Genomic DNA, 21,989 nt, shown 5'->3' on the forward strand with positions numbered 1-21,989 from the left:
AAAATTTTTGAACATCAAGTATAATCCGCTAAGTCGTTAGGCCCGGCCGGTGACGAGATTGCAAATTCAATTAATACAACACTAAAGATAAGGTAAGTGCTTGCAATCAGGCATTTGCATTGTTCGAGGAAAAATATATGAGTAATATCGAAGAACGAGTAAAAAAGATTGTCGCGGAACAATTAGGCGTAAAGGAAGAAATCGCAAACGATGCGTCTTTTGTTGACGATCTTGGCGCTGATTCTTTAGACACAGTTGAACTTGTCATGGCTCTGGAAGAAGAATTCGAGTGCGAAATTCCGGACGAAGAAGCCGAAAAAATCACCACCGTCCAATTGGCTATCGATTACATCAACGCCAACTTGCAATAAGTCGATTCAAGTCAGTTAGTGGATGGCGTTTCCATCCACTAGCCGGTTCCTCCCTCTCTTCCTGGTTGTCTTCTTTTTTACCGGTAGTTTTCTGTGAGCACACGTCGAGTTGTTATTACGGGCTTGGGCGCCGTCACGCCTTTAGCCAACAATGTTGCCGATACTTGGGACGGTATCGTCAATGGCAAGAGCGGCATTAGTCCGATCGATTCCTTTGATATTTCGCCCTTTGCGACCACCTTCGGCGGTGTGATCAGAAACTTCAATATCGGCGACTACATCGCCGAGAAAGACGCCAAACGCATGGATGGTTTCGTGCACTACGGCATCGCGGCAGGTTGTCAGGCTTTCGAAGACTCCGGTATCGTCGTCACCGAACAGAATGCCGAGCGTATCGGCGTCGCGATCGGCGCCGGCATCGGTGGGATTACCGGTATCGAAGAGTGCTACGCCACCTACACGGCGGCCGGCCCGCGGCGGATCTCGCCGTTCTTCGTGCCCGGCAACATCATCAACATGATCTCCGGCAATTTGTCGATCAAATACGGTTTGAAAGGCCCGAATTTCGCGATCGTCACCGCCTGCTCGACCGGCACGCACAATATCGGCGACGCCGCTCGCTTGATCAAATATGGCGATGCGGACGTGATGGTCGCCGGCGGTGCCGAGCGCTGCACGACATCGCCGACCGCGATGGGCGGTTTTGCCGCCGCCAAGGCCTTGTCTCGCCGTAACGACGATCCGCAACGGGCCAGCCGGCCTTGGGATCGCGATCGCGACGGCTTTGTATTGAGCGACGGTGCCGGTGTGATCGTGTTGGAAGAGTTGGAGCACGCCAAGGCGCGCGGCGCCAAGATTTACGCCGAGTTGGTCGGTTACGGCATGAGCGGCGACGCTTATCACATCACGTCGCCGTCCGAGGGCGGCGAGGGCGCGGCTCGCTGCATGCGTAACGCCATGCGCGACGCCAAGTTGAATCCGGAAGATATCGATTACATCAACGCGCACGGCACCTCGACCCCGGCGGGCGACATCGGAGAAACCCATGCGATGAAAGCCGCGTTGGGCGAGTACGCTTACAAGGTCGCGGTGAGTTCGACCAAGTCGATGATAGGCCATTTGCTGGGGGCGGCCGGCGGCATCGAGGCCGTACTGACCTCGCTGGCGATTTGCAACCAGATCGCGCCGCCGACGATCAACCTGGAAAATCCCGATCCGGAATGCGATCTGGATTATGTTCCCAACATCGCCAGAAACATGAAAATCGACGTCGCGATCTCCAATTCGTTTGGATTCGGCGGCACCAACGGTTCTCTGGTGTTCAAACGCTACGCATAATTTTTGCGGGCCGCGGCAGTGACCGGCGATGTTTCTGCTGAACGGCGAACCCGCGCATTGCATCGATCCGGCCGATCGCGGCTTGCAATACGGCGACGGCCTGTTCGAAACGCTGGAAGTCCGGCAAGGCCGGCCTTTATTTCTCGATCGGCATCTTAGACGTCTGGCGTCGGGCTGCCGGCGTTTGATGATTCCCGCGCCGGACGCCGAATTGCTAGAATCGGAAGCCTTGACTTTCGCCGCCGGCAGGAAGCCGCGGTGCTTAAGCTGATCGTTACTCGCGGTTGCGGCGGGCGAGGCTACCGGCAACCGGACGTTATCCAGCCTACTCGGCTGTTCAGCCTGCATCCCTATCCCGATTACCCCGCGCATTACCAAACCGACGGCATCGTCGCCGATTTTTGTCGGCAACGCTTGTCCAGCAATGCCACGCTGGCCGGCATCAAGCATTTGAATCGTTTGGAGCAAGTACTTGCCCGCGCAGAGTGGTCGGACGACAGCTGCCAGGAAGGTTTGATGCTGGATGTCCAGAATTACGTCGTGGAAGGCACGATGAGTAATCTGTTTATCGTCGAGAACGGCGTTTTGCTGACGCCTGCTTTGACCGATTGCGGCGTGGCCGGCATCGTTCGCGAATGGAGTTTGGCGTTCGCGGCCGCCGAAGGCTTGCCGTCGGTGGAAGCGGCGATCACCGTGGATCAGGTATTGGCGGCCGACGAAGTGTTCGTGACCAACTCGGTGATCGGGATTTGGCCGGTGCGGCGCTTGGCCGGGCAAGATTTCCCGGTCGGGCCGGTGACTCAACGTATATGCGCGGCCTATCGGCTAGCCAAACAACGGGAGTTGTCGTGATGGCCAAGCATGTCATGGGTCACAGCATTGCCGCGTTCACGCTGCTGATGCTGGCGGGACTGATCTCGATCTGGGCCGGGATGCACTATCATCTGATCGAGAAAAAACCGGTGGTGGCCAGCGAAACCGTCATCGAAATCCGCCGCGGCGATACCTTGGACAGCGTGATTTCGACACTGCTGGCCCACCGCGTGCAAATCAACCGCTTCTGGTTCAAGCTGTTCGCCTATCGAAAACACTTGGATCGCGGCCTCAAGCGCGGCGAGTACGTCTTGGCCAAGGGCGCCAGCGCGGCCGACATTTTGCAACAGCTGACAGAAGGTCGCACCCGCCAATATTCCATCACTTTTCCGGAAGGTTGGTCGTTCAAACAACTGTTTCAAGCCGTCAAAACCAATCCTTATTTGGCGCATACGCTCAGCGACGCCGAGTTGACCGAGTTGATGAAGGGCATCGGCTCGGACAAACCCCATCCGGAGGGCTTGTTTTTTCCGGATACTTATTACTTTGAAAAATACACGGCCGATATCGAACTGCTGAAACGCGCACACGACCGGATGCAAAAAGTGTTGGCCGAGGAGTGGTCCAAGCGCGATCAAAACGTGCCGCTGGAAACCCCCTACCAAGCCTTGATCTTGGCGTCGATCGTCGAAAAGGAAACCGGAGCGGCCGAAGAGCGTCGACAAATCGCCGGCGTATTCGCCCGGCGCCTGAAAAAAGGTATGCTGCTGCAAACCGATCCGACCGTGATTTACGGGATGGGCGACAGTTATCACGGCGATATTCGCCACAAGGATTTACGCGAGCCCACGCCATATAACACCTACATCATCGAAGGCTTGCCGCCGACGCCGATCGCATTGCCGGGCAAGGAGGCTATCGTCGCCGCGCTGCATCCCGACCACGGCGATGCGCTGTATTTCGTCGCGCGCGGCAACGGCCGTCACGCGTTTTCGTCCACCTTGGCCGAGCACGAAAAGTATGTGGAGCGTTACCAACGATGAGTCGCGGTTGTTTCATCACCTTGGAAGGCGGCGAAGGCGTCGGTAAGTCCACCAATTTACAATTTGTTAAGGCTTGGCTGGAGATGCGCGGCATCGTTTCGGTGGTGACTCGCGAACCGGGCGGCACCGGGATTGCCGAGAAGATCCGAGCGATTCTGCTGGAAAAAGCCGACGAACCCTTGTCCGAGCAGGCTGAACTGTTGCTGGTATTCGCGGCGCGGGCTCAGCATATCCGCCAAGTGATCTTACCGGCCTTGGAATCCGGGAAATGGGTGCTATGCGACCGTTTCACCGATGCGACTTACGCTTATCAGGGCGGCGGACGCCGACTGGACGTCGCGACGATCGAATGGTTGGAGCATTGCGTGCAGGGCGACCTGCGCCCCGACCTGACCTTGTTGTTGGATGCGCCGGTCGAAATTGGTATGGGGCGGGTCGGACGGCGCGGCGCGGCCGACCGCTTCGAAGCCGAGCGTGGCGAGTTTTTCGAGCGCGTTCGCCAGTGCTATCTATCCAGGGCCGCGCAATATCCGGAACGCTACCGGGTCGTCGATGCCGGGCGGCCGCTGGAGGACGTGCAAGGTAGTTTGGCCGACGAATTGGCGGCGTTGTTGGAGCGGCGATGACAACGCTTTACCCCTGGCAGCAGCCGGCTTGGCAAACCTTGCAAGCCTACCTTGCCCAAGGGCGGGTGCCGCAGGCCTTGCTGGTTTCCGGTCCGGCCGGCATCGGCCGGCGGCATTTGCTGGACTACTACGCGCGGGCGTTGTTGTGCGAAACGCCGGCGGGCGACGCTTCAGCCTGCGGGCGCTGTCATGCTTGCCTGTTGGTGGCGGCCGGCACGCATCCCGACTATTTGAGCGTCGAACCCGACGAACCCGGCAAGGCGATCGGTATCGACAAAATCCGCCACTTGATCGCCAAGCTCGCGCTGAAGCCGCAATACGACCGCACCTACCGGGTGGTGATTTTGAGCCCGGCCGAACTGCTCAACACCGCATCGGCCAACGCCTTTCTTAAGTGTCTGGAAGAACCGACCGAAAGGACTTGTTTGCTGTTGCTGACTGAGCAACCTGGCCGGCTACCGGCAACGATACGCAGTCGTTGTCAAAAGCTGTATTGTCCATTGCCGCCCAAGGCGCTGGCCTTGGAATGGCTAGCCGGACAAGGCATATTGACCGACGCCGAACCGATATTGGAGTTGGCGCGCGGTGCTCCGCTACTGGCCGGCGAATATGCACAACGCAACATCGCCGAATATCGCCAGCGCTATTTCCAGGACTGGCTGGCGATAGTTAGGGGGCAGGGCAATCCGTTGGCGGTTGCCGAACAGTGGCAGAAGGGCGAGCCGGTGGAATTAGCGGTGGCCTTGACCTGGATGGCGCAATGGGTGGCGGACATCATTCGCTGCGCTCATGTGGCGGAGCCGGCCGACGCAGCCGATCCCGACATGAAAAATGCCTTGCAAGCCCTGTCCAAGCGGCTAGAATTGCAAGGCTTGTACCGTTTTTACGACGCCTTGTTGCTCGCCAAATCGCAATTGGCGACCCAAATGAACCGGCAATTACTGGTCGAGCAACTCCTGATCCGTTGGTCGCAACTCAATCCGAATTAAGCCATGGCAGAAACTCCGTCACCCCGGCAAGGCATACTCTCGCTGTCGATCAAGGACAAGAATGCCTTGTATGCCGCCTATATGCCTTTCGTCAAAAACGGCGGATTGTTCATTCCGACCAAGCGCGAATACGAAATGGGCGAAGAAGTGTTCATGCTGCTGAATTTGATGGATGAAACCGAGCGATTGCCGATCGCCGGCAAGATCATCTGGAAAACCCCGAACGGCGCCGAGGGTTATCGGGCCGCCGGCATCGGCGTGCAATTTAGCGACCAGGACGGCGGCATGGCCCGCAATAAAATCGAAACCTATCTGGCCGGCGCGCTGGAATCCGACCGCTCCACCCATACCATGTAGTATTGTCGGCATGTCCGCCGGCCTTGATTTTCGTAAACCATCCGATGTTCATAGACTCCCATTGCCACCTCGACCGGATCGACTTGCAGCCCTACGGCGGCGATTTTGCCGGTTTCGTCGGCGCCGCTCGCGCCCAGCAAATCAGCCGCATGCTGTGCATAGGCATCGATCTGGAGGCCTATCCCGCCATGCGGCGCTTGATCGAGCCTTACCCCGACATTTCGCTATCGGTCGGCGTACATCCAAACGTGACCGACGGCCGCGAACCCGGCGTCGAGGATTTGCTGGAACTGGGGAGCGACGCCAAGGTAATCGCCATCGGCGAAACCGGACTGGATTATTTTCGCAGCCAAGGCGATCTGGGTTGGCAATTTCGCCGCTTTCGTAACCACATCGCCGTCGCCAAGCAGCTGAATAAGCCGCTGATTATTCATACCCGCGAAGCCGGCCAGGATGCGTTGCAGGTGCTCAGGGAAGAAGGCGCCGATACGGTCGGCGGTATCATCCATTGTTTTACCGAGGACTGGGATTATGCCGAAAAAGCCTTGGAACTGAATTTTTATATTTCGTTTTCCGGGATCGTGACCTTCAAGAACGCCGAAGCGATCAAGGATGTCGCCCGGCGAATTCCGGCCGACCGCTACTTGATCGAAACCGATTCGCCGTATCTGGCGCCGGTACCGCATCGCGGCAAGCCCAATTATCCGTTATATGTGCGGTATGTCGCCGAGCACATCGCCGAATTGCGCGGCGTCGACGTCGAGACGGTCGCCCGGCAGTCCACCGAGAATTTTTATCGCTTATTTGCCGGCGGTTTTGGCGAGGCGCATTGATCCAGCGGCAAAAAAAGCGGTCAGGACCCGGATGTTTGAGGCTGACCGCATAGAGAGGTGGGGTATAACTCTCATTCCCCGTCTGGGGCGCATACAAGAGTCGCGTTTAGTCTACTGAACTAAAGTGCGGTCGAAAATGTGGCATATTGCCGCGTGGCAAATTGTCGCTACTGAAACCATTGGGAGCGGTGACCTAGCCGCCAAGCTCTAGGCGGAAGCCGTCAACCGAACATGGAACAAGAGATGATAGTGCCCCAGGGGCGTTTTCAACTGGCGCGCCTGCCACACCGGCGCCAGGAAACGCTCAGAGCGTGGGATGCGGCCGACGAATATCTGTTGACTCATCTTGCGGAAATCGGGCTTTCCGACCGCGCGAGGATCGCCATTTTAAACGACGGTTTCGGCGCCTTGGCCGTCGCGCTGCACGCGTACCAGCCGACCGCGATATCCGATTCCTGGCTGTCGCAACAAGCCACCCGCGACAATTTGCGCCGCAACGGCCTAGACGTGGCAAACGTCGCATTGCTGGACAGCCTCGGATTGCCTATCCCCGGTATCGATTGCCTGCTGATCAAAATTCCGAAAACGCTGGCTTTGCTGGAACACCAACTACACGGCTTGAAACCGCGATTGGCCCCCGGCGCTCGCGTGATCGCGGCCGGCATGGTCAAGAATCTGCCGCCCACCGCCTGGAAGTTACTCGAACGCTTGCTCGGCCCTTGCACGCCGTCGCTGGCGGTCAAAAAAGCCCGCTTATTGTTCGTGCAAGTCAATTCCGACTTGGAACTGCCGGCCAATCCCTATCCGACCCGTTACCGCTTGGAAGACGACGAGTTGATCGTCACCAACCATGCCAATGTGTTTTCGCGCGATTCGCTGGACATCGGCACCCGCTTTTTGTTGCAGCACCTGCCGGATCGGACCGGCTACCGCGATTTGATCGACCTGGGTTGCGGAAACGGCATCGTCGGCGTGATGCTGGCCCGGCGCTATCCGGCCGGCCGTTTGGTATTCGTCGACGAATCGTTCATGGCCTTGGCGTCGGCGCGGGAAAATTTCCAAACGGCATTCGCGGATAGCCGCGACGCCGAATTTGTCGCCGGTGACGGCCTGACAGAGTTTCCGGCCGAAAGCGCCGATTGCGTCGTTTGCAATCCGCCCTTTCATCAACAACATACGGTTGGCGACCAGATCGCTTGGTCGATGTTTACCCACGCCCAAAGGGTCTTGCGTAGTGGCGGCGAATTGCGGGTGATCGGTAACCGTCATTTGAATTATCAGCTGAGTTTGGGCAAGTTATTCGGCAACTGTCGGTTAGTGGCGGCCAATCCGAAGTTTTCGGTATTCAGTTGCATCAGGCGTTGAAGGCTTTTCGGGTCCGGGAGGGGCGCCGATCAATTCGTGCTAAGCCTATCGGGACGGCAATCTGTCCGCGACCAATTTCGATCCAGCGGCTAACGGAGCGCACACCTTGTCTGGTCTGCGTCGTCATCCCCTATGACCAAACCGAAGCCGCGATACCTCCCTTGGCGATTCTGCGCGTTTTGGCGGCCACCCGATCGGCAACGGCAAAACCCTAGGTTTCGTCCAGTTTCTAGATATTCTCCTAAACTTTCGGTCAGGGATCTTGGTTCGGGAATCCCACGTAACCGGGAGTTTTAGCGACATGAACGGCAAAGTCAACACGGGCAGTTCCTATCCGCTGGGTTCAACCTTGCGTCCGGGGGGCGCCAACTTCAGCGTGTACGCCAAGAATGCTACCTCGGTCGAGCTGCTGCTGTTCGACGCGGCGGACGACGATATACCCAGCCGCATCGTGCCGCTGGACCCGCTACGCCACCGGACCTTCCACTACTGGCACATCTACGCACCCGACATTCAAGCCGGCCAGTTGTACGGCTACCGGGTGAACGGGCCCAACAATCCCGAGCGCGGCCTGCGTTTCGATCCGGAAAAACTGCTGCTCGATCCTTACGCGCGCGGCGTCGCGGCCGGGCCGAATTACGATCGCCAGGCCGCGTGCCGGCCAGGCGTCAATTGGGGGTGGCGATGAAAAGCGTCGTGGTCGATTACCGGGGCTACAACTGGGAAGGCGACGCGCCGCTGCGTAAACCGTTTCGCGGTAGCGTGATTTACGAAATGCACGTGCGCGGTTTCACCCAGCACGCCAGTTCCGGCGTCGCGGCGAACAAGCGCGGCACCTATGCCGGCGTGATCGAGAAAATTCCGTATTTGAAGGATTTGGGCGTCACAGCCGTCGAGTTGCTGCCGGTGTTTCAATTCGATCCGCAAGACGCGCCGCCGGGTCTGAGCAATTATTGGGGCTATTCGCCGGTCTCGTTTTTCGCGCCGCATTGCGGTTACAGCTCGGATTCGGCGCCGCTGGCCGCGATCGCCGAGTTTCGCGACATGGTGAAAGCCCTGCACCGCGCCGGTATCGAAGTGATCCTGGACGTGGTGTTCAACCATACCGCCGAGGGCGATCAGCGCGGGCCGATGTTTTGTTTCAAGGGCCTGGCCAACGACGTCTACTACATCCTCGATCCGCAAAACGGCGCCTACACCAACTACGCCGGTACCGGCAACACCCTGAAGGCCAACCATTCGGTGGTGCGGCGCTTGATTTTGGATAGTTTGCGCTATTGGGTTACCGAAATGCACGTGGACGGTTTTCGCTTCGATTTGGCGTCGATTTTGTCGCGCGACGAAGAAGGCCGGCCGTTTCCGAATCCGCCGATTTTATGGGACATCGAAACCGATCCGGTGTTGTCCGGCAGCAAATTGATCGCCGAAGCCTGGGATGCGGCCGGCTTGTACCAAGTTGGCTGTTTCATCGGCGACTTCTGGAAGGAGTGGAACGGCCAGTTTCGCGACGACATCCGCGATTTCTGGCGGGCCGCGCCGGGTAGTGTCGCCAAATTGCCCAATCGTCTGTTCGCCAGTCCCGATATTTTTGCCGCCGAACGGCGCGAACCCGAAACCAGCGTCAACTTCGTGACCTGCCACGACGGTTTTACGCTCTACGATTTGGTGTCGTACAACGTCAAGCACAACGAAGCTAATCGGGAAGGCAATCGCGACGGTTGCGACAACAATCTCAGCTGGAATTGCGGCGCCGAGGGACCAACCGATGCCGCGGACATCAACCGGCTGCGCAAGCGCCAGATCAAGAATTTCCTGGCCTTGACCTTGCTTTCCGCCGGCACGCCGATGCTGACGATGGGCGACGAAGTCTGCCGCAGCCAGTGGGGTAACAACAATGCCTATTGCCAGGATAACGAGCTGAGCTGGTTGGATTGGTCCTTGCGGGACAAACATGCCGACATCCACCGTTTCGTCAAACTACTGATCGAGTTGCGCGGCTTGCTGTATACCTGGAAGGAGTCGCAAGCCACGTTGAATCTGTTTTTCCAACAGCTGTATATCGAGTACCACGGCGTCAAGTTGCATCAACCCGATTGGGGACGGGATTCGCACGGCCTGGCGATTCTGATCGCCAAGCTGCAGCGGCCATATCTGATTTATTTTATTTTCAACAGCTACTGGGAAAGCCTGGCTTTCGAATTGCCGCGGAGTTATCAAAACGCCCCGCTGCAATGGGCGCGGGTGATCGATACCGCGCTGGCGTCGCCGGACGATTGCGTCGGTGCCGAGGCGGCGGTCGCGGTGGGCGAGTTCGTTTATCGCGCTCAAGCCCGGTCGACGGTGATGTTGCTGGCGAAAATCTAAGCCGCCGCCGGCGTGCCGGAATCGGTCCTATCCGCTTATAATGCGCCGCTGTTTAACCGTGTCGCGCGGTCAATTTCGACTTATCCGCCTCTGGCTCGCCCGGCAAGACCTAGGGCGGGTCTAAAAACCGGAATTCGCGGTGCGATGACTACATTTTCCGCTGGTTTCCCAATCGCCCGATCATAGCGTTGCTGACATGACTCTCTCCCAAACCTGCTGGATCAAGGAAAGCGCCTTCGGCATTTGGTTTTTGAACACCGAAACCTGGCGCAAGCGGGTGTTGCGGGTGGCGATCGCCGATTTGCGGCGTTTGATGCCCGCCGCGCCGGCGGCACCGACGATATTGGACGTGGGCTGCGGCCGGGGAAATTCGTTTGCGTTGCTGGCGGAGGCGTTCGCGCCCAGCCGCATTGCCGCGATCGAAATCGACGCCGCACTGTTGGCCGATGCCCAAGGTCAGGCCGGCCGTTGCGCTTGTCCGGTGACGGTCAGCCTGGGTAACGCCGAGCGCCTGCCGTATCCGGACGCCGGCTTCGATATCGTGTTTTGCCATCAGAGTTTTCATCATATTGTTCGGCATCCGGAGGCGATGCGGGAGTTTTACCGGGTGTTAAAGCCCGGCGGTTTGCTGTTATTTGCCGAGTCTTGCAAGCGTTTCATCCATTCGCTGCCGATACGCTTGCTGTTTCGCCACCCGATGGCGGTGCAAAAGACCGCCGACCAATATTTGCGCTTGATTCGCGACACCGGTTTTCGCGTCGATGCCGAGCGGATTTCGACGCCGTATTTGTGGTGGAGTAGGCCGGATGCCGGCGCGCTGGAATGGTTCGGCTGGTCGCTCCCAACCCGTCCCGAACCGACGCTGCTGAATCTGGTGGCGGTGAAATAGTGCTGGGCCGATGAGGTTTTACTTCAACGATGCGGCACTGCTGTGCGCGCTGGGCCACCAGCGGAGCGAGATACTCGGGGCGTTGCAGCGAGGCGACCGCTCCGGCTTGGTGGCCAGCGACGAGTTCACGCCGGGCCGGCCGCTGTATCTGGGCCGGGTCGGGGCCGAATTGCCCGAATTGCCGGACGCTTGGGCCGCGTATCGCTGCCGCAACAATCGGCTGCTGTTGGCGGCCGCCCGTCAGCTCGAAAACACGCTGTTCGAAATGACCGCGCGTTACGGTGCCGACCGGATCGGTGTCGTTCTGGGCACCAGCACGTCCGGCGTGCGCAACAGCGAACTGGCTTTGCAAGCGCTGGCCGAGACCGGCGCGATTCCGGCCGGTTTCCATTACAAGCAACAGCAAATGGGGGCCGGCGCCGATTTCTTGGCGGGCTATTTGGGCTTGGGCGGGCCGCGTTACACGGTATCGACCGCCTGTTCGTCCAGCGGCAAGGCGATATTGTCGGCCCGGCGTTTGCTGGATCTGGACTTGTGCGACGCGGTGCTGGTCGGCGGGGCCGATAGCCTGTGCGGTTTGACGGTCAACGGTTTCGCGGCGCTGGAATCGGTCAGCAAGGGATTGTGCCGGCCGTTTGGCGCCGGGCGCGACGGTATCAATTTGGGCGAAGCGGCTGCGCTATTCGTGATGAGCCGAGTGCCGGGGCCGGTGGCTTTGCTCGGCGCGGCGGCGACTAGCGACGCCCATCATTTTTCCGCGCCCGACCCGGTCGGCGTCGCGGTCGCCGCCGCGATGCGGCAGGCGCTGGAGCAAGCTCGCCTAGATACGGCGCAAGTCGATTACGTCAACCTGCACGGTACCGCGACCCCGTTGAACGACGCGATGGAAAGCCGGGCCGTGCATGAAGTGTTCGGCGGTCGAGTGCCGGTCGGCTCCAGCAAGGGCATGACCGGTCATACGCTAGGCACGGCGGCGGCGCTGGAATTGGGATTTTGTTGGTTGTTGCTGACCGATGCCAACCCAGCCGGCGCGCTGATTCCCAACGTCAACGACGCCGACGATGATCCGGCCTTGCCCCGGCTGAACTGGGTACGGCCCGGGCAAACGCTGGGCCGGCCGGTCGGGGTGTGTCAGAGCAATTCGTTTGCGTTCGGCGGCAGCAACGTCTCTATAGTCGTGGCGCGGGCATGATCGGGTTCGATACGCCGATCGCCGAGCTGTTGCCGCATACCGGCGCGATGGTGCTGTTGGACCGGCTGTTGCATTTCGATGAGGCCGGGGTTGCCACCGAGTTAACGGTGCGCGGCGACGGTTTGCTGTTCGGCGACGCCGAGCAGGTGCCGGCGTGGGCCGGCATCGAATACATGGCGCAAACCATCGGCGTTTATGCCGGACTGAAAGCCAAGCAGGCCGGCGAGCCGATCCGGCTGGGCTTTTTGCTGGGTACCCGGCGCTATCTCGGCAATGTCGATTATCTGCCGGTCGGCGCTCGTCTGACGGTCGAAGCCGCGAAAATTCTGCAAGAAGGTCAATTGGGAGTTTTCGAATGCCGGATTCGCGGCGACAATATCGACATTTCCGCCACCCTCAACGTTTTCCAACCTGACGATTTGCATGAATGATACCGTGTTAGTGACCGGCTCCAGTCGGGGCATAGGCCGAGCTATTGCCCTTTACTTGGCCGGTCTGGGTTACGATTTGGTCCTGCATTGCCGCAGCCGACGCCACGACGCCGAAGTCGTGGCGGCCCAGATTGCCGAACTCGGCCGGCAGTCCCGCATCCTGCAATTCGACGTCGCCGACCGGGCTGAATGCGCGGCGGTATTGAACGCCGACATCGATAGTCACGGCGCCTATTACGGCGTGGTTTGCAACGCCGGCATCGCCGCCGATAACGCTTTTCCGGCCCTGACCGGCGAGGAATGGGACAGCGTCATCCACACCAATCTCGACGCCTTTTACAACGTCTTGCAACCGCTGGTGATGCCGATGGTGCGGCGTCGTAAACCCGGCCGCATCGTCACGCTGTCGTCGGTGTCCGGCCTGATGGGCAATCGCGGCCAGGTCAATTACAGCGCCGCCAAGGCCGGCATCATCGGCGCGACCAAGGCCTTGGCGCTGGAGTTGGCCAAGCGCGAGATTACCGTCAATTGCGTGGCGCCGGGTCTGATCGCCACCGACATGCTGGACGAACTGCCGCTCGACGAAATCAAGGGCTTGATTCCGGCCCGCCGGGTCGGTCGACCGGAGGAAGTCGCCGCGACGGTCGCGTTTTTATTGTCCAAGGATGCGGCTTACATCACTCGGCAAGTGATTTCGGTCAACGGAGGCCTGTGTTGAAACGCGTCGTCGTGACTGGCATGGCCGGACTATCTCCGATCGGCAACGATTGGGAAACCATCGCCGAACATTTACAGGCTGATCGCACCGGCATTCGGACCATGCCGGAGTGGGATATTTATAACGGACTGAACACCCGCCTGGCCGGGCCGGTCGAGTTCGAGCGGCCGGCGCACTATACCCGTAAGCAAACCCGGTCGATGGGCCGAGTGGCCTTGATGGCGACGCTTGCCACCGAATGGGCGTTGAAGGACGCCGGCTTGTTGTTTCACCCCTGTCTGGACAGCGGTCAAACCGGCATCGCCTACGGCAGTTGCGCCGGCAGTTACGATGCGATCGCCGACTTCGGCAACATGCTGATCAACCGCGCCACCGACGGCCTGAACGCCACGTCGTATATCCGGATGATGGCGCATACCGCGCCGGTCAATATCGGCCTGTATTTTGGGATCAACGGCCGGGTTTACACCACGTCCAGCGCCTGTACCTCGGGCAGTCAGGGCATAGGCTATGCCTACGAGGCGATCAAATTCGGCCGGCAGCAAGTGATGGTGGCCGGCGGCGCCGACGAGCTGTCGGCTTCCGAAGCGGCCGTGTTCGATACCTTGTTCGCGACCAGCTTGCGCAACGACCATCCCGAGCAAACACCGCGCCCCTTCGACCGCGACCGCGACGGCTTGGTGATAGGCGAGGGGGCCGGCACCTTCATCCTGGAAGATCTGGAACACGCCCAAGCGCGCGGCGCGCGAATTTACGCGGAAGTGGTCGGCTACGGCACCAATTCCGACGGTCTGCATGTGACCCAACCGGACAGCGCCAGCATGCAAACCACGATGCGGCTGGCGCTGAGCGACGCCGGGTTGGAGCCGGCGGCGATCGGCTATGTCAGCGCCCACGGCACCGCCACCGAATACGGCGACATCGCCGAGAGTCACGCCACCCGCGCGGTGTTCGGCGCGCGGATGCCGGTCAGTGCCTTAAAGAGCTTTACCGGACATACCTTGGGTGCCTGCGGCGTGTTGGAAGCCTGGGCCGCGATCATGATGATGCGCGAGGGTTGGTTTCACGCTACCGCCAATCTGGAAACCGTCGATCCGGCTTGCGCGGAACTCGACTATATTCAGGGCAGTATTCGCTTGTTGACTTGCGAGTACGTGATGAGCAACAACTTTGCGTTTGGCGGCATCAATACCTCGCTGATTTTCAAACGCTGGTCTTAACTTTAATAGGAGACGACATGAAACGATTAATCCTGTGGTTCGCGGCCCTGATGATATTGGCCGGCTGTTCGACGACCGGTCACTTCAAAGTGCCGGATGGCTCGCAACTGTATTTGTACAAACGGCCGGAGCCGGTGCAAATCAGTGCGAACGGCGAAGTTACCACCAAACCGTATTTCTGGACCGCGGCCGGCATGCCGCCCGGCGGCGGCATTCCGTACAAATTGGAGAAAAACGGCAAGGTGCTGAAGGAAGGTAAACTCCGCGCCAAGTTCCGGGTGGTTTCGATCTTTTGGCCGCCGTTCGCGATCATTTACTGGCCTATCGGCTTGAACCCTGACATCACTTACGACTTGATCAACGACAAGCAGGAGTGACCGCGGTGCGCCCGATCGGAACCGAACGGGGGCGGAGATGACCGAAGTCCACACTCTCGCCACTGCCCGCTTGATACTGCGGCAGTGGCGGGACGCCGACCGGCCGACGTTCGCAGCGATCAATGCCGATGCCCGCGTGATGGCGCATCTGCCGCAAGCCCTGGACCGGGCCGCCAGCGATGCGTTGGCCGAGCGCTTGCAAGCCTTGATCGCCGAGCGCGGCTGGGGATTTTGGGCGGTGGAATTGACCGGCTCCGGCGAGTTCATCGGCTACGTGGGATTGCACGAACCCTCCACCCGCCACGACTTCGCGCCTTGCGTCGAAGTCGGCTGGCGCCTGGCCTACCGCCATTGGCGGCAGGGCTACGCCAGCGAGGCGGCGCGGGCCGCGTTGGCTTTTGGATTCGAAACCCTGAGTCTGCCGGAAATCGTCTCGTTCACCGCACTGGGGAACGCTCGCTCGGAAGCGGTGATGCGGCGCTTGGGCATGCGCCGCGACCGCGAATTCGATCACCCGCTACTGCCGGCAAACAGCCCGTTGCGGCGGCATGTTTTATACCGATTGGCCGACACGGAGTGGCGGCGGCGTTCGGCGGTTTAAGCGACGCCATGGCACTCGATTTTACGATTCGCGGCTGGCACGCGGATTTAAACCCGGCCGACGGCCCGGCACCGCGCCAGGTTCCGAAAAGTTTGTTACGACGCTTGAGCCCGCTGGCCCGCCGCGCGTTTCGGGCGATCGACGGCTGCATCGCGCCCGGCGAGGCCTTGCCGGCGGTATTCAGCTCCAGCCACGGCCAAATTGCCGATTCGCTGGCCTTGCTGCAAACCCTGCAAGCCGGCGAGGACTTGTCGCCGGCCGGATTTAGCTTGTCGGTACACAATGCCATCGCCGGCCTGTATTCGATGGTTTACGCCCACCGGCTGGAAACGGTGGCCTTGGCGCCCGGCGCGGGCGGCGTGGGGCCGGGCTTTATCGAAGCCTTGGGGCTGCTCGGCGAAGGTCATCAAGAAGTTTTGCTGGTGTTTTACGATGAAGCGCTGCCGGACTTTTATCCGACTACCGGCTATCGGCTGTCGGCGCCCGGCGCGGCCTTGGCCCTGCGTTTGGCGCGCGGCGGGGCAGGCCTGGTCTGCCGTTTTGAGCGGCTGGCCGAGCCGCGCGGCGACGGCGAGCAGCCGCTGCAATTGCCGGCCTTGGTCGAATTTCTTTTCGATACCCGCGCCGAACTCCGTTTGGGCAACAACGGCCAGGGCTGGTTATGGCAAAAGCGCTGATTCGCGGTTTGGACTACGCTTGGCGGCTGTTCGCCACCGCCGTAAGTTTCGCGGTGTTCGGCGTCGGCGGCATGCTGTTGTGGTGGCTGGTGTTGCCGGTATTGGCGTTGCGGCCCGGTTTGCCGGCCGCCAAGCAGCGCCGCGCCCAATACGCGGTGCACCTGAGCTTTTACACCTTCATCGGTCTGATGCATCGGCTGGGCGTGATGACTTACCGGATCGACGGCCTGGAGAAATTGAACCGGCCCGGCCAGTTGATCGTCGCCAATCACCCGACGCTGGTCGACGTGGTATTTCTGCTGAGCCGCATTCAACACGCCAGTTGCATCGTCAAGGCTAGTCTATGGCGCAATCCGGCGATGCGCGGACCGATATTGCACGCCGGCTACATCAGCAACGCCGATTCGCAAGCGATGTTGGACGCCTGCGCCGAACGTCTGCGCGAAGGCGGCTGTCTGATCGTGTTTCCGGAAGGCACCCGTTCGGTACCGGGCCGAGCCTACCGGTTTCAGCGCGGCGCGGCGGCGCTGGCCTTGCAGGCCGACTGCCTCGTCACGCCGGTGGTGCTACGCTGCCGTCCCAGCACGCTGACCAAGGCCGAGCCGTGGTATCGCATCCCGGCGCGGCGCTTTGCGCTTACAATGCAGGTCGGCGACGCCATCGATATCGACGCCTTTCGAGCGATCGAGCCGCGTTCGATCGCGGTGCGGCGGCTGACCGAAACCTTGCAAGACTACTTTAGCGAACGACGAATGAACGATGAACACGATGGAAACTGAATTAAAACGCCTGATTATCGACACGCTGGCCTTGGAGGATGTCGATGTCGCCGACATCGATAGCGAGGCGCCGTTGTTCGACGGCGGCCTGGGATTGGACTCCATCGATGCGCTGGAGTTGGGCGTGGCGATCCGCAAACGCTACGGCGTCAAGATCGATGCCGAGCAGCACGACGTCGCGGCGATATTCGCGTCGGTGGCGTCGCTGGCGCGCTTTTTGGCGACGGCCGGGAGCGCGGCATGATGCAAACTCGCGAAGACATCTTGGCGGCGATCCGCGACATCATGGTCGAAATGTTCGAAATCGACGCGGCGGCCATCGTTCCGGAAGCCAAACTCTACGAAGATCTGGATTTCGACAGCATAGACGCGGTGGACATGATCGTGCGTCTGAAGGAAGTTACCGGCAAGATGGTCAAACCGGAAGACTTCAAAACCGCTCGCAGCATTGGCGACGTGGTCGAGGCCGTCCATCGTTTGCTGCAAGAGTAGCATGCCGCGCTGGTTCAATGCGGCGGTCGGCCTGTTGATGCTGTTGTATCCGGCGGCGGTGTATTTCGGCCTACGCTATCTGGAACCGCGCTGGATCGCGGCGGCGTTGGCCGGATTGCTGGCCGCGCGCCTGGCCTTGGCCGGCCAGCGCTGGATGCGTCAGGCGGCTTGGGCCGGCTTGGCCTTCGCGGCGTTCGCGGTCTGGAGCAATCAGGTATTGACCCTGCGTTTCTACCCGTTCGCGGTCAACGCCGCGATGCTGGCAATCTTCGGCGTCAGCCTGCTGCGCCCGCCCAGCCTGATCGAGCGGCTGGCCCGGTTGCAAACCCCGGATTTACCGGCCGCCGGCGTGATTTACACTCGCCGGGTGACCGTGTTGTGGTGCGGCTTTTTCGTGCTGAACGGCACGGCCGCGCTGGTCACCGCGCTGTATGCCAGCTTTGAGGTGTGGAGCTTGTACAACGGACTGATCGCCTATCTGTTGATGGGGCTGCTGTTGCTCGGCGAATACGGTGTCCGGCGCCGCGCCGCTTGGCGAGGTTAGCGCGTGGCTCGGGCTTTCGATAGCGCCGACGACGGCCGGCCGGTGGCTTGGCATCGCGGTCTATGCTACACGCGCGGCGATTTCCGGCTGGCCGTCGCGGCCTGGGCCGAGCGTTTTGCCGCCGATTCCCATCCGCGTTACGGCTTGTATTGCCAGGATGCCTATCCGTTCGCGGTGTTGTTGTTTGCGTTATGGCAGGCCGGCAAGCAGGTCTGGCTGGCGGCGAATAACCGGCCCGATACCGGCGCCTTGCTGGAAAGCGAAGACTGCCGCTTGCTCGGCGATTGGCCGGCGCAAGGCTTGAGCGGGCCGGATTTCAAAGCCATCTCCACTGAAGCGAGTGGCGCAACCGACGCCCAAGCGCCCGAGCCGGCCTGTTTTAGCCGACCCTGGACCGCTTGGCGGGCCTGGGCGAGCGGGACTGATCGCCAACCGCCGGACCTCGCCTTGTTTACCTCCGGTTCGACCGGCGTCGCCAAGCCCATTTTTAAAAGCCAACGCCAACTTTGGCGCGAAGTCGCCGGCCTGGAAGCCCAGTGGGGCGGCTTGCTCGGCGCCTGCCGGGTAGCGGGCACCGTCGGTCATCAACACATTTACGGTTTGTTGTTTCGGGTGTTGTGGCCGTTGGCGGCCGGTCGCGGTTTTATCAGCGAAACCGCGTTGGATGCGGCCGGCTTGCCGGAGCGCGTTTGCTGGATTGCCAGCCCGGCCCATCTGAAGCGCCTGGATGCCGAATCTCCTTGGGCCAAGATTGCCGGTTTCCCAGCCGTCTTCAGTTCCGGCGGTCCGCTGGCGGCCGCCGCCGCCGAGTGCCTGGCGCGGCAAACCGGCCTGGCCGCGCTGGAAATTTACGGTAGTAGCGAAACCGGCGGCATCGCTTGGCGCCGCTTTCCCGACAACGGCTGGCGCTTGTTCGCCGGGCTGACTCTAAGTCCCGACGGCGAGTTGAGTTCGCCCTATTTACCGGATGCCGAGCCCTATCCGCTGGATGATGCGCTGGCATGGCGGGCCGACGGATGTTTCGAGCTGATGGGCCGGCGCGACCGCATCGTCAAGATCGAGGAAAAGCGTTTGTCGTTAACCGAATTGGAGCAGTGCTTATTGGCCGGCGGCTGGCTGGCCGAAGCCGTGGCCTTGCCGATCAGCGGCCGGCGCGATGCCGTCGCGGTGGCCGGGGTGTTGTCCGCGACCGGCCATCGCTTACTGCTCGGCGACGGCCGCAAGGCTCTGATAGCCGAGCTGCGAGAAGGTCTGCTGCGGCATTTCGAGGCGGTGCTGTTACCGAGGCGCTGGCTGTTTTTTTCGAGGCTGCCGGAAACCTCGGCGGGCAAGCCGGATGTGCCGGCATTGCGGCGCTGGTTGGTCAGCGACGATCGCTTGCCGTTGCCGCGCCAAGTGCGCTGGTCGGGCGACGGCGCCGAGTTGACGCTGAAGATCCCGGCCGATTTGCGTTACTTCGCCGACCATTTTCCCCGGTTCGCGATCTTGCCCGGCGTGGTGCAGTTGGCTTGGGTCGAGTATTACGGCCGGTTGTTGTTCGGTTTCGTCGTGCCGTTTCGGAGTTTGGAAGCGATCAAATTCGTGCAGCCGATACGGCCCGATAGCGAACTTCAGTTGAATTTGACTTGGCGGGCTGCTGCCGGCCGGTTGGGCTTCGAGTTTCGCGACGCCGACCGGGTCTATAGCTCCGGCCGCTTGCTCTACGCCGAATCATGACGATCAAGGTCTGCATCGTGATTCCGGTTTACAACCACGAGCGGGCGCTGCCGGCCTTGTTGGCGCGGCTCAAGCCGCACGGATTGTCCTGCCTATTGGTCAACGACGGCAGCTCGCCGGCCTGCGGACAAGTGTTACGCGAGCTGGCCGCCGCGCAAGGCGATTGGTTGAGCTTGCTGGAACGGCCGGCCAACGGCGGCAAGGGCGCGGCGGTCATTGACGGTTTTCGTCAGGCCAGCGCGCGCGGCTTCAGTCACGCTTTGCAAATCGACGCCGACGGCCAGCACGACGCCGCCGATATTCCAGCGTTTCTGGCTCTGGCCCGTCTTTACCCGGACGCGATGATACTCGGTGCGCCGCGCTACGGCGCCGACGCGCCGCGGAGCCGGGTACACGGCCGGCGCATCACCAACTTCTGGATTCGTATCAACACCTGGTCGGATGCCATCGCCGACGGCATGTGCGGGTTTCGCTTGTATCCGCTGGCGGCGGTCGAACGCCTGCTGGCGGGGCAACGCGTGGCTAGCGGCATGGCCTTCGACATCGATATCGTGGTCCGGCTGCATTGGCAAGGCGTCGCCGCGCTCAATCTGCCGACGGCGGTGCGTTATCCGGAAGACGGCGTGTCGCACTTTCGGCTGTTCCGCGATAACGCGTTGATTTCCGCGACGCACGCCCGGCTGTTCTTCGGGATGCTGCTCAGACTGCCGGTTTTGTTGCTCAGGCGTTTGCGATGAAGGCCGCCGGCCATTGGGCGCAAATCGGCGAATCGACCTGCGTTTGGGGCATGCGCTTGCTGTTCGGCGTGTTCCGTTACGGCGGCCGGCCGTTGTTGCAGGCGTTCTTATATCCGGTGGTCAGTTATTACTGGCTAAGCCATCCTAGCGCCAGACAGGCCAGTCGCGAATTTTGGCGGCGTTTGGCGGTATTTAACGGCGAGCGGCCGGAGCATTTGAACTGGCGGAGTTGGCGGCATTTCATCGCCTTCGCCAATGCCATTATCGACAAAATGGCGGCCTGGGCCGATGCCTTGCCGGCGGATGCCGTCGAATTCGAGGGCCGGGAACGGCTGCTGGCGGATTTGGGGCGGGGGCGCGGCGCGTTGCTGTTGGCCTGCCATCTGGGCAATCCCGAAGTGTGCCGGGTCATGGCCCGGCGCGATCCGAACGTCAAGATTAACGTGCTGGTACACACCAAGCATGCCGAGCGCTTCAACCGTTTGTTGGCGCGCTACAATCCGGCTAGCGCGCTGAACTTGCTGCAAGTCACCGAGATCGACGCCGGCGTGGCGATGCGCTTGGCCGAAAAAATCGAGCAGGGCGAGTTGGTGGTCATCGCCGCAGACCGAACGCCGGTGGGCGGCGGCCGGATAGCCTGGGCTGACTTTCTCGGCGCGCCGGTGCCGTTGCCGCAGGGTCCGTTCGTGCTGGCCGGCTTGTTGCGGTGTCCGGTGTACGGCTTGTTCTGCATCAAACAGGCCGGCCGGCACCGGATCATTTTCGAGCCGTTCAGCGACGGCTTGACCTGGACCCGCGCCAACCGCGACGCGGTCATCCATGCCGCCGTCCGCCGCTACGCCGAGCGTTTGCAACACCATTGTCTGGCCGCCCCGCGACAATGGTTTAATTTTTACGATTTCTGGCGGGAGTGATTCTGCTTATACAGATTCAAACAAAGCCGTCATGCCAACCGGGAAGAGGGTATCCAGTGCAATAAACGGCAAGCGTCGATCCACGGTCGTCGCTGCATTTCGGCAGCCATAACAGCGCGACAGCCAATCCCCGTTTTAACCGTCGCACCGCGATTGATCAGAACAAACGGGCCATTTCACTGGATTTACCTAGCGTTCATCAACGCGATTTTGCCTCGGAGAATGAAAAAAGATCGGAGTGGGAGCGGCTTCAGCCGCGATTGATGTTGTTCCGACACAGTGATGTCCTGACCGTGTCCAACGACTTTCATACTGAGTTTTAAGAATGGCGCGTATGGCCCCAAGTTGGGAGATATTCGGTAAGTTCGCGGATGGTCAATTGAACTTATTGCTGGTTATCGGTGACGGCTTAAGATGTTCCGGCTCTGGGTTTCCGGCGGGGTTTTTACGGATTGCTAATGCGCGGCGAGTACGCCGTACGGCCGCAGGCGGCCATTTGCAGACGCAGGGCACCCGTTGCTCAAATGACTGCAAACCGCTTTATTGTCGCCAATCACATGAGTAACTAAAAATCAAACGACTTTTCCCTTCCTTGATTGTTAG

27 protein-coding genes are annotated in these 21,989 nt (G+C 60.5%); all 27 read left to right on the forward strand.

Annotated features, from left to right (window positions below):
- The first annotated feature begins 137 nt into the window (after positions 1 to 137).
- Complete coding sequence (gene acpP, locus ACP4CD_RS02155; RefSeq protein WP_013820083.1) at positions 138 to 371, forward strand: acyl carrier protein; 234 nt, start codon at positions 138 to 140, stop codon at positions 369 to 371.
- A gap of 93 nt (positions 372 to 464) precedes the next feature.
- On the forward strand, positions 465 to 1,709 hold the full coding sequence (gene fabF, locus ACP4CD_RS02160) for a beta-ketoacyl-ACP synthase II (RefSeq protein WP_064027430.1): 1,245 nt from the start codon (positions 465 to 467) through the stop codon (positions 1,707 to 1,709).
- Between the two features lie 28 nt (positions 1,710 to 1,737).
- A complete protein-coding gene (locus ACP4CD_RS02165; RefSeq protein WP_426993243.1) occupies positions 1,738 to 1,980 on the forward strand; it encodes an aminotransferase class IV in 243 nt (80 codons plus the stop codon).
- Entirely contained in the window at positions 1,968 to 2,561 is a 594-nt protein-coding gene (gene pabC / locus ACP4CD_RS02170) for an aminodeoxychorismate lyase (RefSeq protein ID WP_426993245.1), read from the forward strand. The genes ACP4CD_RS02165 and pabC overlap by 13 nt, the downstream gene beginning before the upstream one ends.
- The gene (gene mltG / locus ACP4CD_RS02175; RefSeq protein ID WP_254786776.1) at positions 2,561 to 3,565 is read left to right on the forward strand and encodes an endolytic transglycosylase MltG; all 1,005 of its coding nucleotides are present in this window, start codon (positions 2,561 to 2,563) and stop codon (positions 3,563 to 3,565) included. The genes pabC and mltG overlap by 1 nt, the downstream gene beginning before the upstream one ends.
- Complete coding sequence (tmk, locus tag ACP4CD_RS02180) at positions 3,562 to 4,191, forward strand: dTMP kinase (protein ID WP_168029575.1); 630 nt, start codon at positions 3,562 to 3,564, stop codon at positions 4,189 to 4,191. Before mltG ends, tmk begins: the two co-directional genes overlap by 4 nt.
- Positions 4,188 to 5,180 (forward strand): DNA polymerase III subunit delta', encoded by a 993-nt coding sequence (locus tag ACP4CD_RS02185; RefSeq protein ID WP_313729932.1) that lies wholly within the window; start codon positions 4,188 to 4,190, stop codon positions 5,178 to 5,180. Before tmk ends, ACP4CD_RS02185 begins: the two co-directional genes overlap by 4 nt.
- A 3-nt stretch (positions 5,181 to 5,183) precedes the next feature.
- Entirely contained in the window at positions 5,184 to 5,537 is a 354-nt protein-coding gene (locus ACP4CD_RS02190; RefSeq protein WP_071157930.1) for a PilZ domain-containing protein, read from the forward strand.
- A gap of 44 nt (positions 5,538 to 5,581) precedes the next feature.
- The gene (locus tag ACP4CD_RS02195) at positions 5,582 to 6,370 is read left to right on the forward strand and encodes a TatD family hydrolase (RefSeq protein ID WP_071157932.1); all 789 of its coding nucleotides are present in this window, start codon (positions 5,582 to 5,584) and stop codon (positions 6,368 to 6,370) included.
- Between the two features lie 243 nt (positions 6,371 to 6,613).
- Positions 6,614 to 7,735 (forward strand): methyltransferase, encoded by a 1,122-nt coding sequence (locus tag ACP4CD_RS02200; protein WP_426993248.1) that lies wholly within the window; start codon positions 6,614 to 6,616, stop codon positions 7,733 to 7,735.
- 301 nt (positions 7,736 to 8,036) lie between these two features.
- On the forward strand, positions 8,037 to 8,423 hold the full coding sequence (locus tag ACP4CD_RS02205; protein WP_426993250.1) for a hypothetical protein: 387 nt from the start codon (positions 8,037 to 8,039) through the stop codon (positions 8,421 to 8,423).
- On the forward strand, positions 8,420 to 10,099 hold the full coding sequence (locus ACP4CD_RS02210) for a glycogen debranching protein (protein ID WP_426993251.1): 1,680 nt from the start codon (positions 8,420 to 8,422) through the stop codon (positions 10,097 to 10,099). Before ACP4CD_RS02205 ends, ACP4CD_RS02210 begins: the two co-directional genes overlap by 4 nt.
- A 196-nt stretch (positions 10,100 to 10,295) precedes the next feature.
- Positions 10,296 to 10,988 carry a class I SAM-dependent methyltransferase gene (locus ACP4CD_RS02215; protein WP_064027446.1) on the forward strand — a complete coding sequence of 231 codons (693 nt, stop codon included), beginning with the start codon at positions 10,296 to 10,298 and terminating at the stop codon, positions 10,986 to 10,988.
- Positions 10,989 to 10,998: 10 nt separating this feature from the next.
- A complete protein-coding gene (locus ACP4CD_RS02220) occupies positions 10,999 to 12,180 on the forward strand; it encodes a beta-ketoacyl-[acyl-carrier-protein] synthase family protein (protein WP_426993253.1) in 1,182 nt (393 codons plus the stop codon).
- A complete protein-coding gene (locus ACP4CD_RS02225; protein ID WP_071157942.1) occupies positions 12,177 to 12,611 on the forward strand; it encodes a hotdog family protein in 435 nt (144 codons plus the stop codon). Before ACP4CD_RS02220 ends, ACP4CD_RS02225 begins: the two co-directional genes overlap by 4 nt.
- Complete coding sequence (fabG, locus tag ACP4CD_RS02230; RefSeq protein ID WP_426993255.1) at positions 12,604 to 13,329, forward strand: 3-oxoacyl-ACP reductase FabG; 726 nt, start codon at positions 12,604 to 12,606, stop codon at positions 13,327 to 13,329. Before ACP4CD_RS02225 ends, fabG begins: the two co-directional genes overlap by 8 nt.
- Positions 13,326 to 14,549: a beta-ketoacyl-ACP synthase gene (locus ACP4CD_RS02235; RefSeq protein ID WP_426993257.1), complete on the forward strand. Its 1,224-nt coding sequence runs from the start codon at positions 13,326 to 13,328 to the stop codon at positions 14,547 to 14,549. Before fabG ends, ACP4CD_RS02235 begins: the two co-directional genes overlap by 4 nt.
- Before the next feature lie 17 nt (positions 14,550 to 14,566).
- Positions 14,567 to 14,926, forward strand: a complete 360-nt coding sequence (locus tag ACP4CD_RS02240; RefSeq protein WP_064027453.1) for a hypothetical protein — start codon at positions 14,567 to 14,569, stop codon at positions 14,924 to 14,926.
- A gap of 37 nt (positions 14,927 to 14,963) precedes the next feature.
- Entirely contained in the window at positions 14,964 to 15,527 is a 564-nt protein-coding gene (locus ACP4CD_RS02245; RefSeq protein ID WP_426993259.1) for a GNAT family N-acetyltransferase, read from the forward strand.
- A gap of 8 nt (positions 15,528 to 15,535) precedes the next feature.
- Positions 15,536 to 16,204, forward strand: coding sequence for a beta-ketoacyl synthase chain length factor (locus tag ACP4CD_RS02250; RefSeq protein ID WP_313729943.1), 669 nt, complete (start codon positions 15,536 to 15,538; stop codon positions 16,202 to 16,204).
- On the forward strand, positions 16,189 to 16,983 hold the full coding sequence (locus ACP4CD_RS02255) for a lysophospholipid acyltransferase family protein (RefSeq protein ID WP_426993261.1): 795 nt from the start codon (positions 16,189 to 16,191) through the stop codon (positions 16,981 to 16,983). Before ACP4CD_RS02250 ends, ACP4CD_RS02255 begins: the two co-directional genes overlap by 16 nt.
- Positions 16,973 to 17,227 carry a phosphopantetheine-binding protein gene (locus tag ACP4CD_RS02260; protein ID WP_083385919.1) on the forward strand — a complete coding sequence of 85 codons (255 nt, stop codon included), beginning with the start codon at positions 16,973 to 16,975 and terminating at the stop codon, positions 17,225 to 17,227. Before ACP4CD_RS02255 ends, ACP4CD_RS02260 begins: the two co-directional genes overlap by 11 nt.
- Positions 17,227 to 17,475 (forward strand): acyl carrier protein, encoded by a 249-nt coding sequence (locus tag ACP4CD_RS02265; RefSeq protein WP_064027499.1) that lies wholly within the window; start codon positions 17,227 to 17,229, stop codon positions 17,473 to 17,475. Before ACP4CD_RS02260 ends, ACP4CD_RS02265 begins: the two co-directional genes overlap by 1 nt.
- A 1-nt stretch (position 17,476) precedes the next feature.
- Positions 17,477 to 18,019, forward strand: a complete 543-nt coding sequence (locus ACP4CD_RS02270) for a hypothetical protein (RefSeq protein WP_426993263.1) — start codon at positions 17,477 to 17,479, stop codon at positions 18,017 to 18,019.
- Positions 18,020 to 18,022: 3 nt separating this feature from the next.
- A complete protein-coding gene (locus tag ACP4CD_RS02275) occupies positions 18,023 to 19,735 on the forward strand; it encodes an AMP-binding protein (protein WP_426993265.1) in 1,713 nt (570 codons plus the stop codon).
- Positions 19,732 to 20,472: a glycosyltransferase family 2 protein gene (locus ACP4CD_RS02280; RefSeq protein ID WP_426993267.1), complete on the forward strand. Its 741-nt coding sequence runs from the start codon at positions 19,732 to 19,734 to the stop codon at positions 20,470 to 20,472. Before ACP4CD_RS02275 ends, ACP4CD_RS02280 begins: the two co-directional genes overlap by 4 nt.
- The gene (locus ACP4CD_RS02285) at positions 20,469 to 21,386 is read left to right on the forward strand and encodes a hypothetical protein (protein ID WP_426993268.1); all 918 of its coding nucleotides are present in this window, start codon (positions 20,469 to 20,471) and stop codon (positions 21,384 to 21,386) included. The genes ACP4CD_RS02280 and ACP4CD_RS02285 overlap by 4 nt, the downstream gene beginning before the upstream one ends.
- Positions 21,387 to 21,989 lie beyond the last annotated feature (603 nt).

This window comes from Methylomonas stagni (assembly GCF_050154735.1).
Lineage (GTDB): Bacteria > Pseudomonadota > Gammaproteobacteria > Methylococcales > Methylomonadaceae > Methylomonas > Methylomonas koyamae_A.

Bases quoted from the DNA above. Each gene is read 5' to 3' on its own strand.
- tmk (WP_168029575.1), top strand. From the start codon at position 3,562: ATGAGTCGCGGTTGTTTCATCACCTTGGAAGGCGGCGAAGGCGTCGGT.
- ACP4CD_RS02285 (WP_426993268.1), top strand. From the start codon at position 20,469: ATGAAGGCCGCCGGCCATTGGGCGCAAATCGGCGAATCGACCTGCGTT.
- ACP4CD_RS02215 (WP_064027446.1), top strand. From the start codon at position 10,296: ATGACTCTCTCCCAAACCTGCTGGATCAAGGAAAGCGCCTTCGGCATT.
- ACP4CD_RS02220 (WP_426993253.1), top strand. From the start codon at position 10,999: ATGAGGTTTTACTTCAACGATGCGGCACTGCTGTGCGCGCTGGGCCAC.
- ACP4CD_RS02260 (WP_083385919.1), top strand. From the start codon at position 16,973: ATGGAAACTGAATTAAAACGCCTGATTATCGACACGCTGGCCTTGGAG.
- fabG (WP_426993255.1), top strand. From the start codon at position 12,604: ATGAATGATACCGTGTTAGTGACCGGCTCCAGTCGGGGCATAGGCCGA.
- ACP4CD_RS02185 (WP_313729932.1), top strand. From the start codon at position 4,188: ATGACAACGCTTTACCCCTGGCAGCAGCCGGCTTGGCAAACCTTGCAA.
- ACP4CD_RS02200 (WP_426993248.1), top strand. From the start codon at position 6,614: ATGATAGTGCCCCAGGGGCGTTTTCAACTGGCGCGCCTGCCACACCGG.
- mltG (WP_254786776.1), top strand. From the start codon at position 2,561: ATGGCCAAGCATGTCATGGGTCACAGCATTGCCGCGTTCACGCTGCTG.
- ACP4CD_RS02270 (WP_426993263.1), top strand. From the start codon at position 17,477: ATGCCGCGCTGGTTCAATGCGGCGGTCGGCCTGTTGATGCTGTTGTAT.
- acpP (WP_013820083.1), top strand. From the start codon at position 138: ATGAGTAATATCGAAGAACGAGTAAAAAAGATTGTCGCGGAACAATTA.
- ACP4CD_RS02205 (WP_426993250.1), top strand. From the start codon at position 8,037: ATGAACGGCAAAGTCAACACGGGCAGTTCCTATCCGCTGGGTTCAACC.
- ACP4CD_RS02255 (WP_426993261.1), top strand. From the start codon at position 16,189: ATGGCAAAAGCGCTGATTCGCGGTTTGGACTACGCTTGGCGGCTGTTC.
- ACP4CD_RS02240 (WP_064027453.1), top strand. From the start codon at position 14,567: ATGAAACGATTAATCCTGTGGTTCGCGGCCCTGATGATATTGGCCGGC.
- ACP4CD_RS02165 (WP_426993243.1), top strand. From the start codon at position 1,738: ATGTTTCTGCTGAACGGCGAACCCGCGCATTGCATCGATCCGGCCGAT.
- ACP4CD_RS02225 (WP_071157942.1), top strand. From the start codon at position 12,177: ATGATCGGGTTCGATACGCCGATCGCCGAGCTGTTGCCGCATACCGGC.
- ACP4CD_RS02265 (WP_064027499.1), top strand. From the start codon at position 17,227: ATGCAAACTCGCGAAGACATCTTGGCGGCGATCCGCGACATCATGGTC.
- ACP4CD_RS02245 (WP_426993259.1), top strand. From the start codon at position 14,964: ATGACCGAAGTCCACACTCTCGCCACTGCCCGCTTGATACTGCGGCAG.
- ACP4CD_RS02195 (WP_071157932.1), top strand. From the start codon at position 5,582: ATGTTCATAGACTCCCATTGCCACCTCGACCGGATCGACTTGCAGCCC.
- ACP4CD_RS02210 (WP_426993251.1), top strand. From the start codon at position 8,420: ATGAAAAGCGTCGTGGTCGATTACCGGGGCTACAACTGGGAAGGCGAC.
- ACP4CD_RS02250 (WP_313729943.1), top strand. From the start codon at position 15,536: ATGGCACTCGATTTTACGATTCGCGGCTGGCACGCGGATTTAAACCCG.
- ACP4CD_RS02280 (WP_426993267.1), top strand. From the start codon at position 19,732: ATGACGATCAAGGTCTGCATCGTGATTCCGGTTTACAACCACGAGCGG.
- ACP4CD_RS02190 (WP_071157930.1), top strand. From the start codon at position 5,184: ATGGCAGAAACTCCGTCACCCCGGCAAGGCATACTCTCGCTGTCGATC.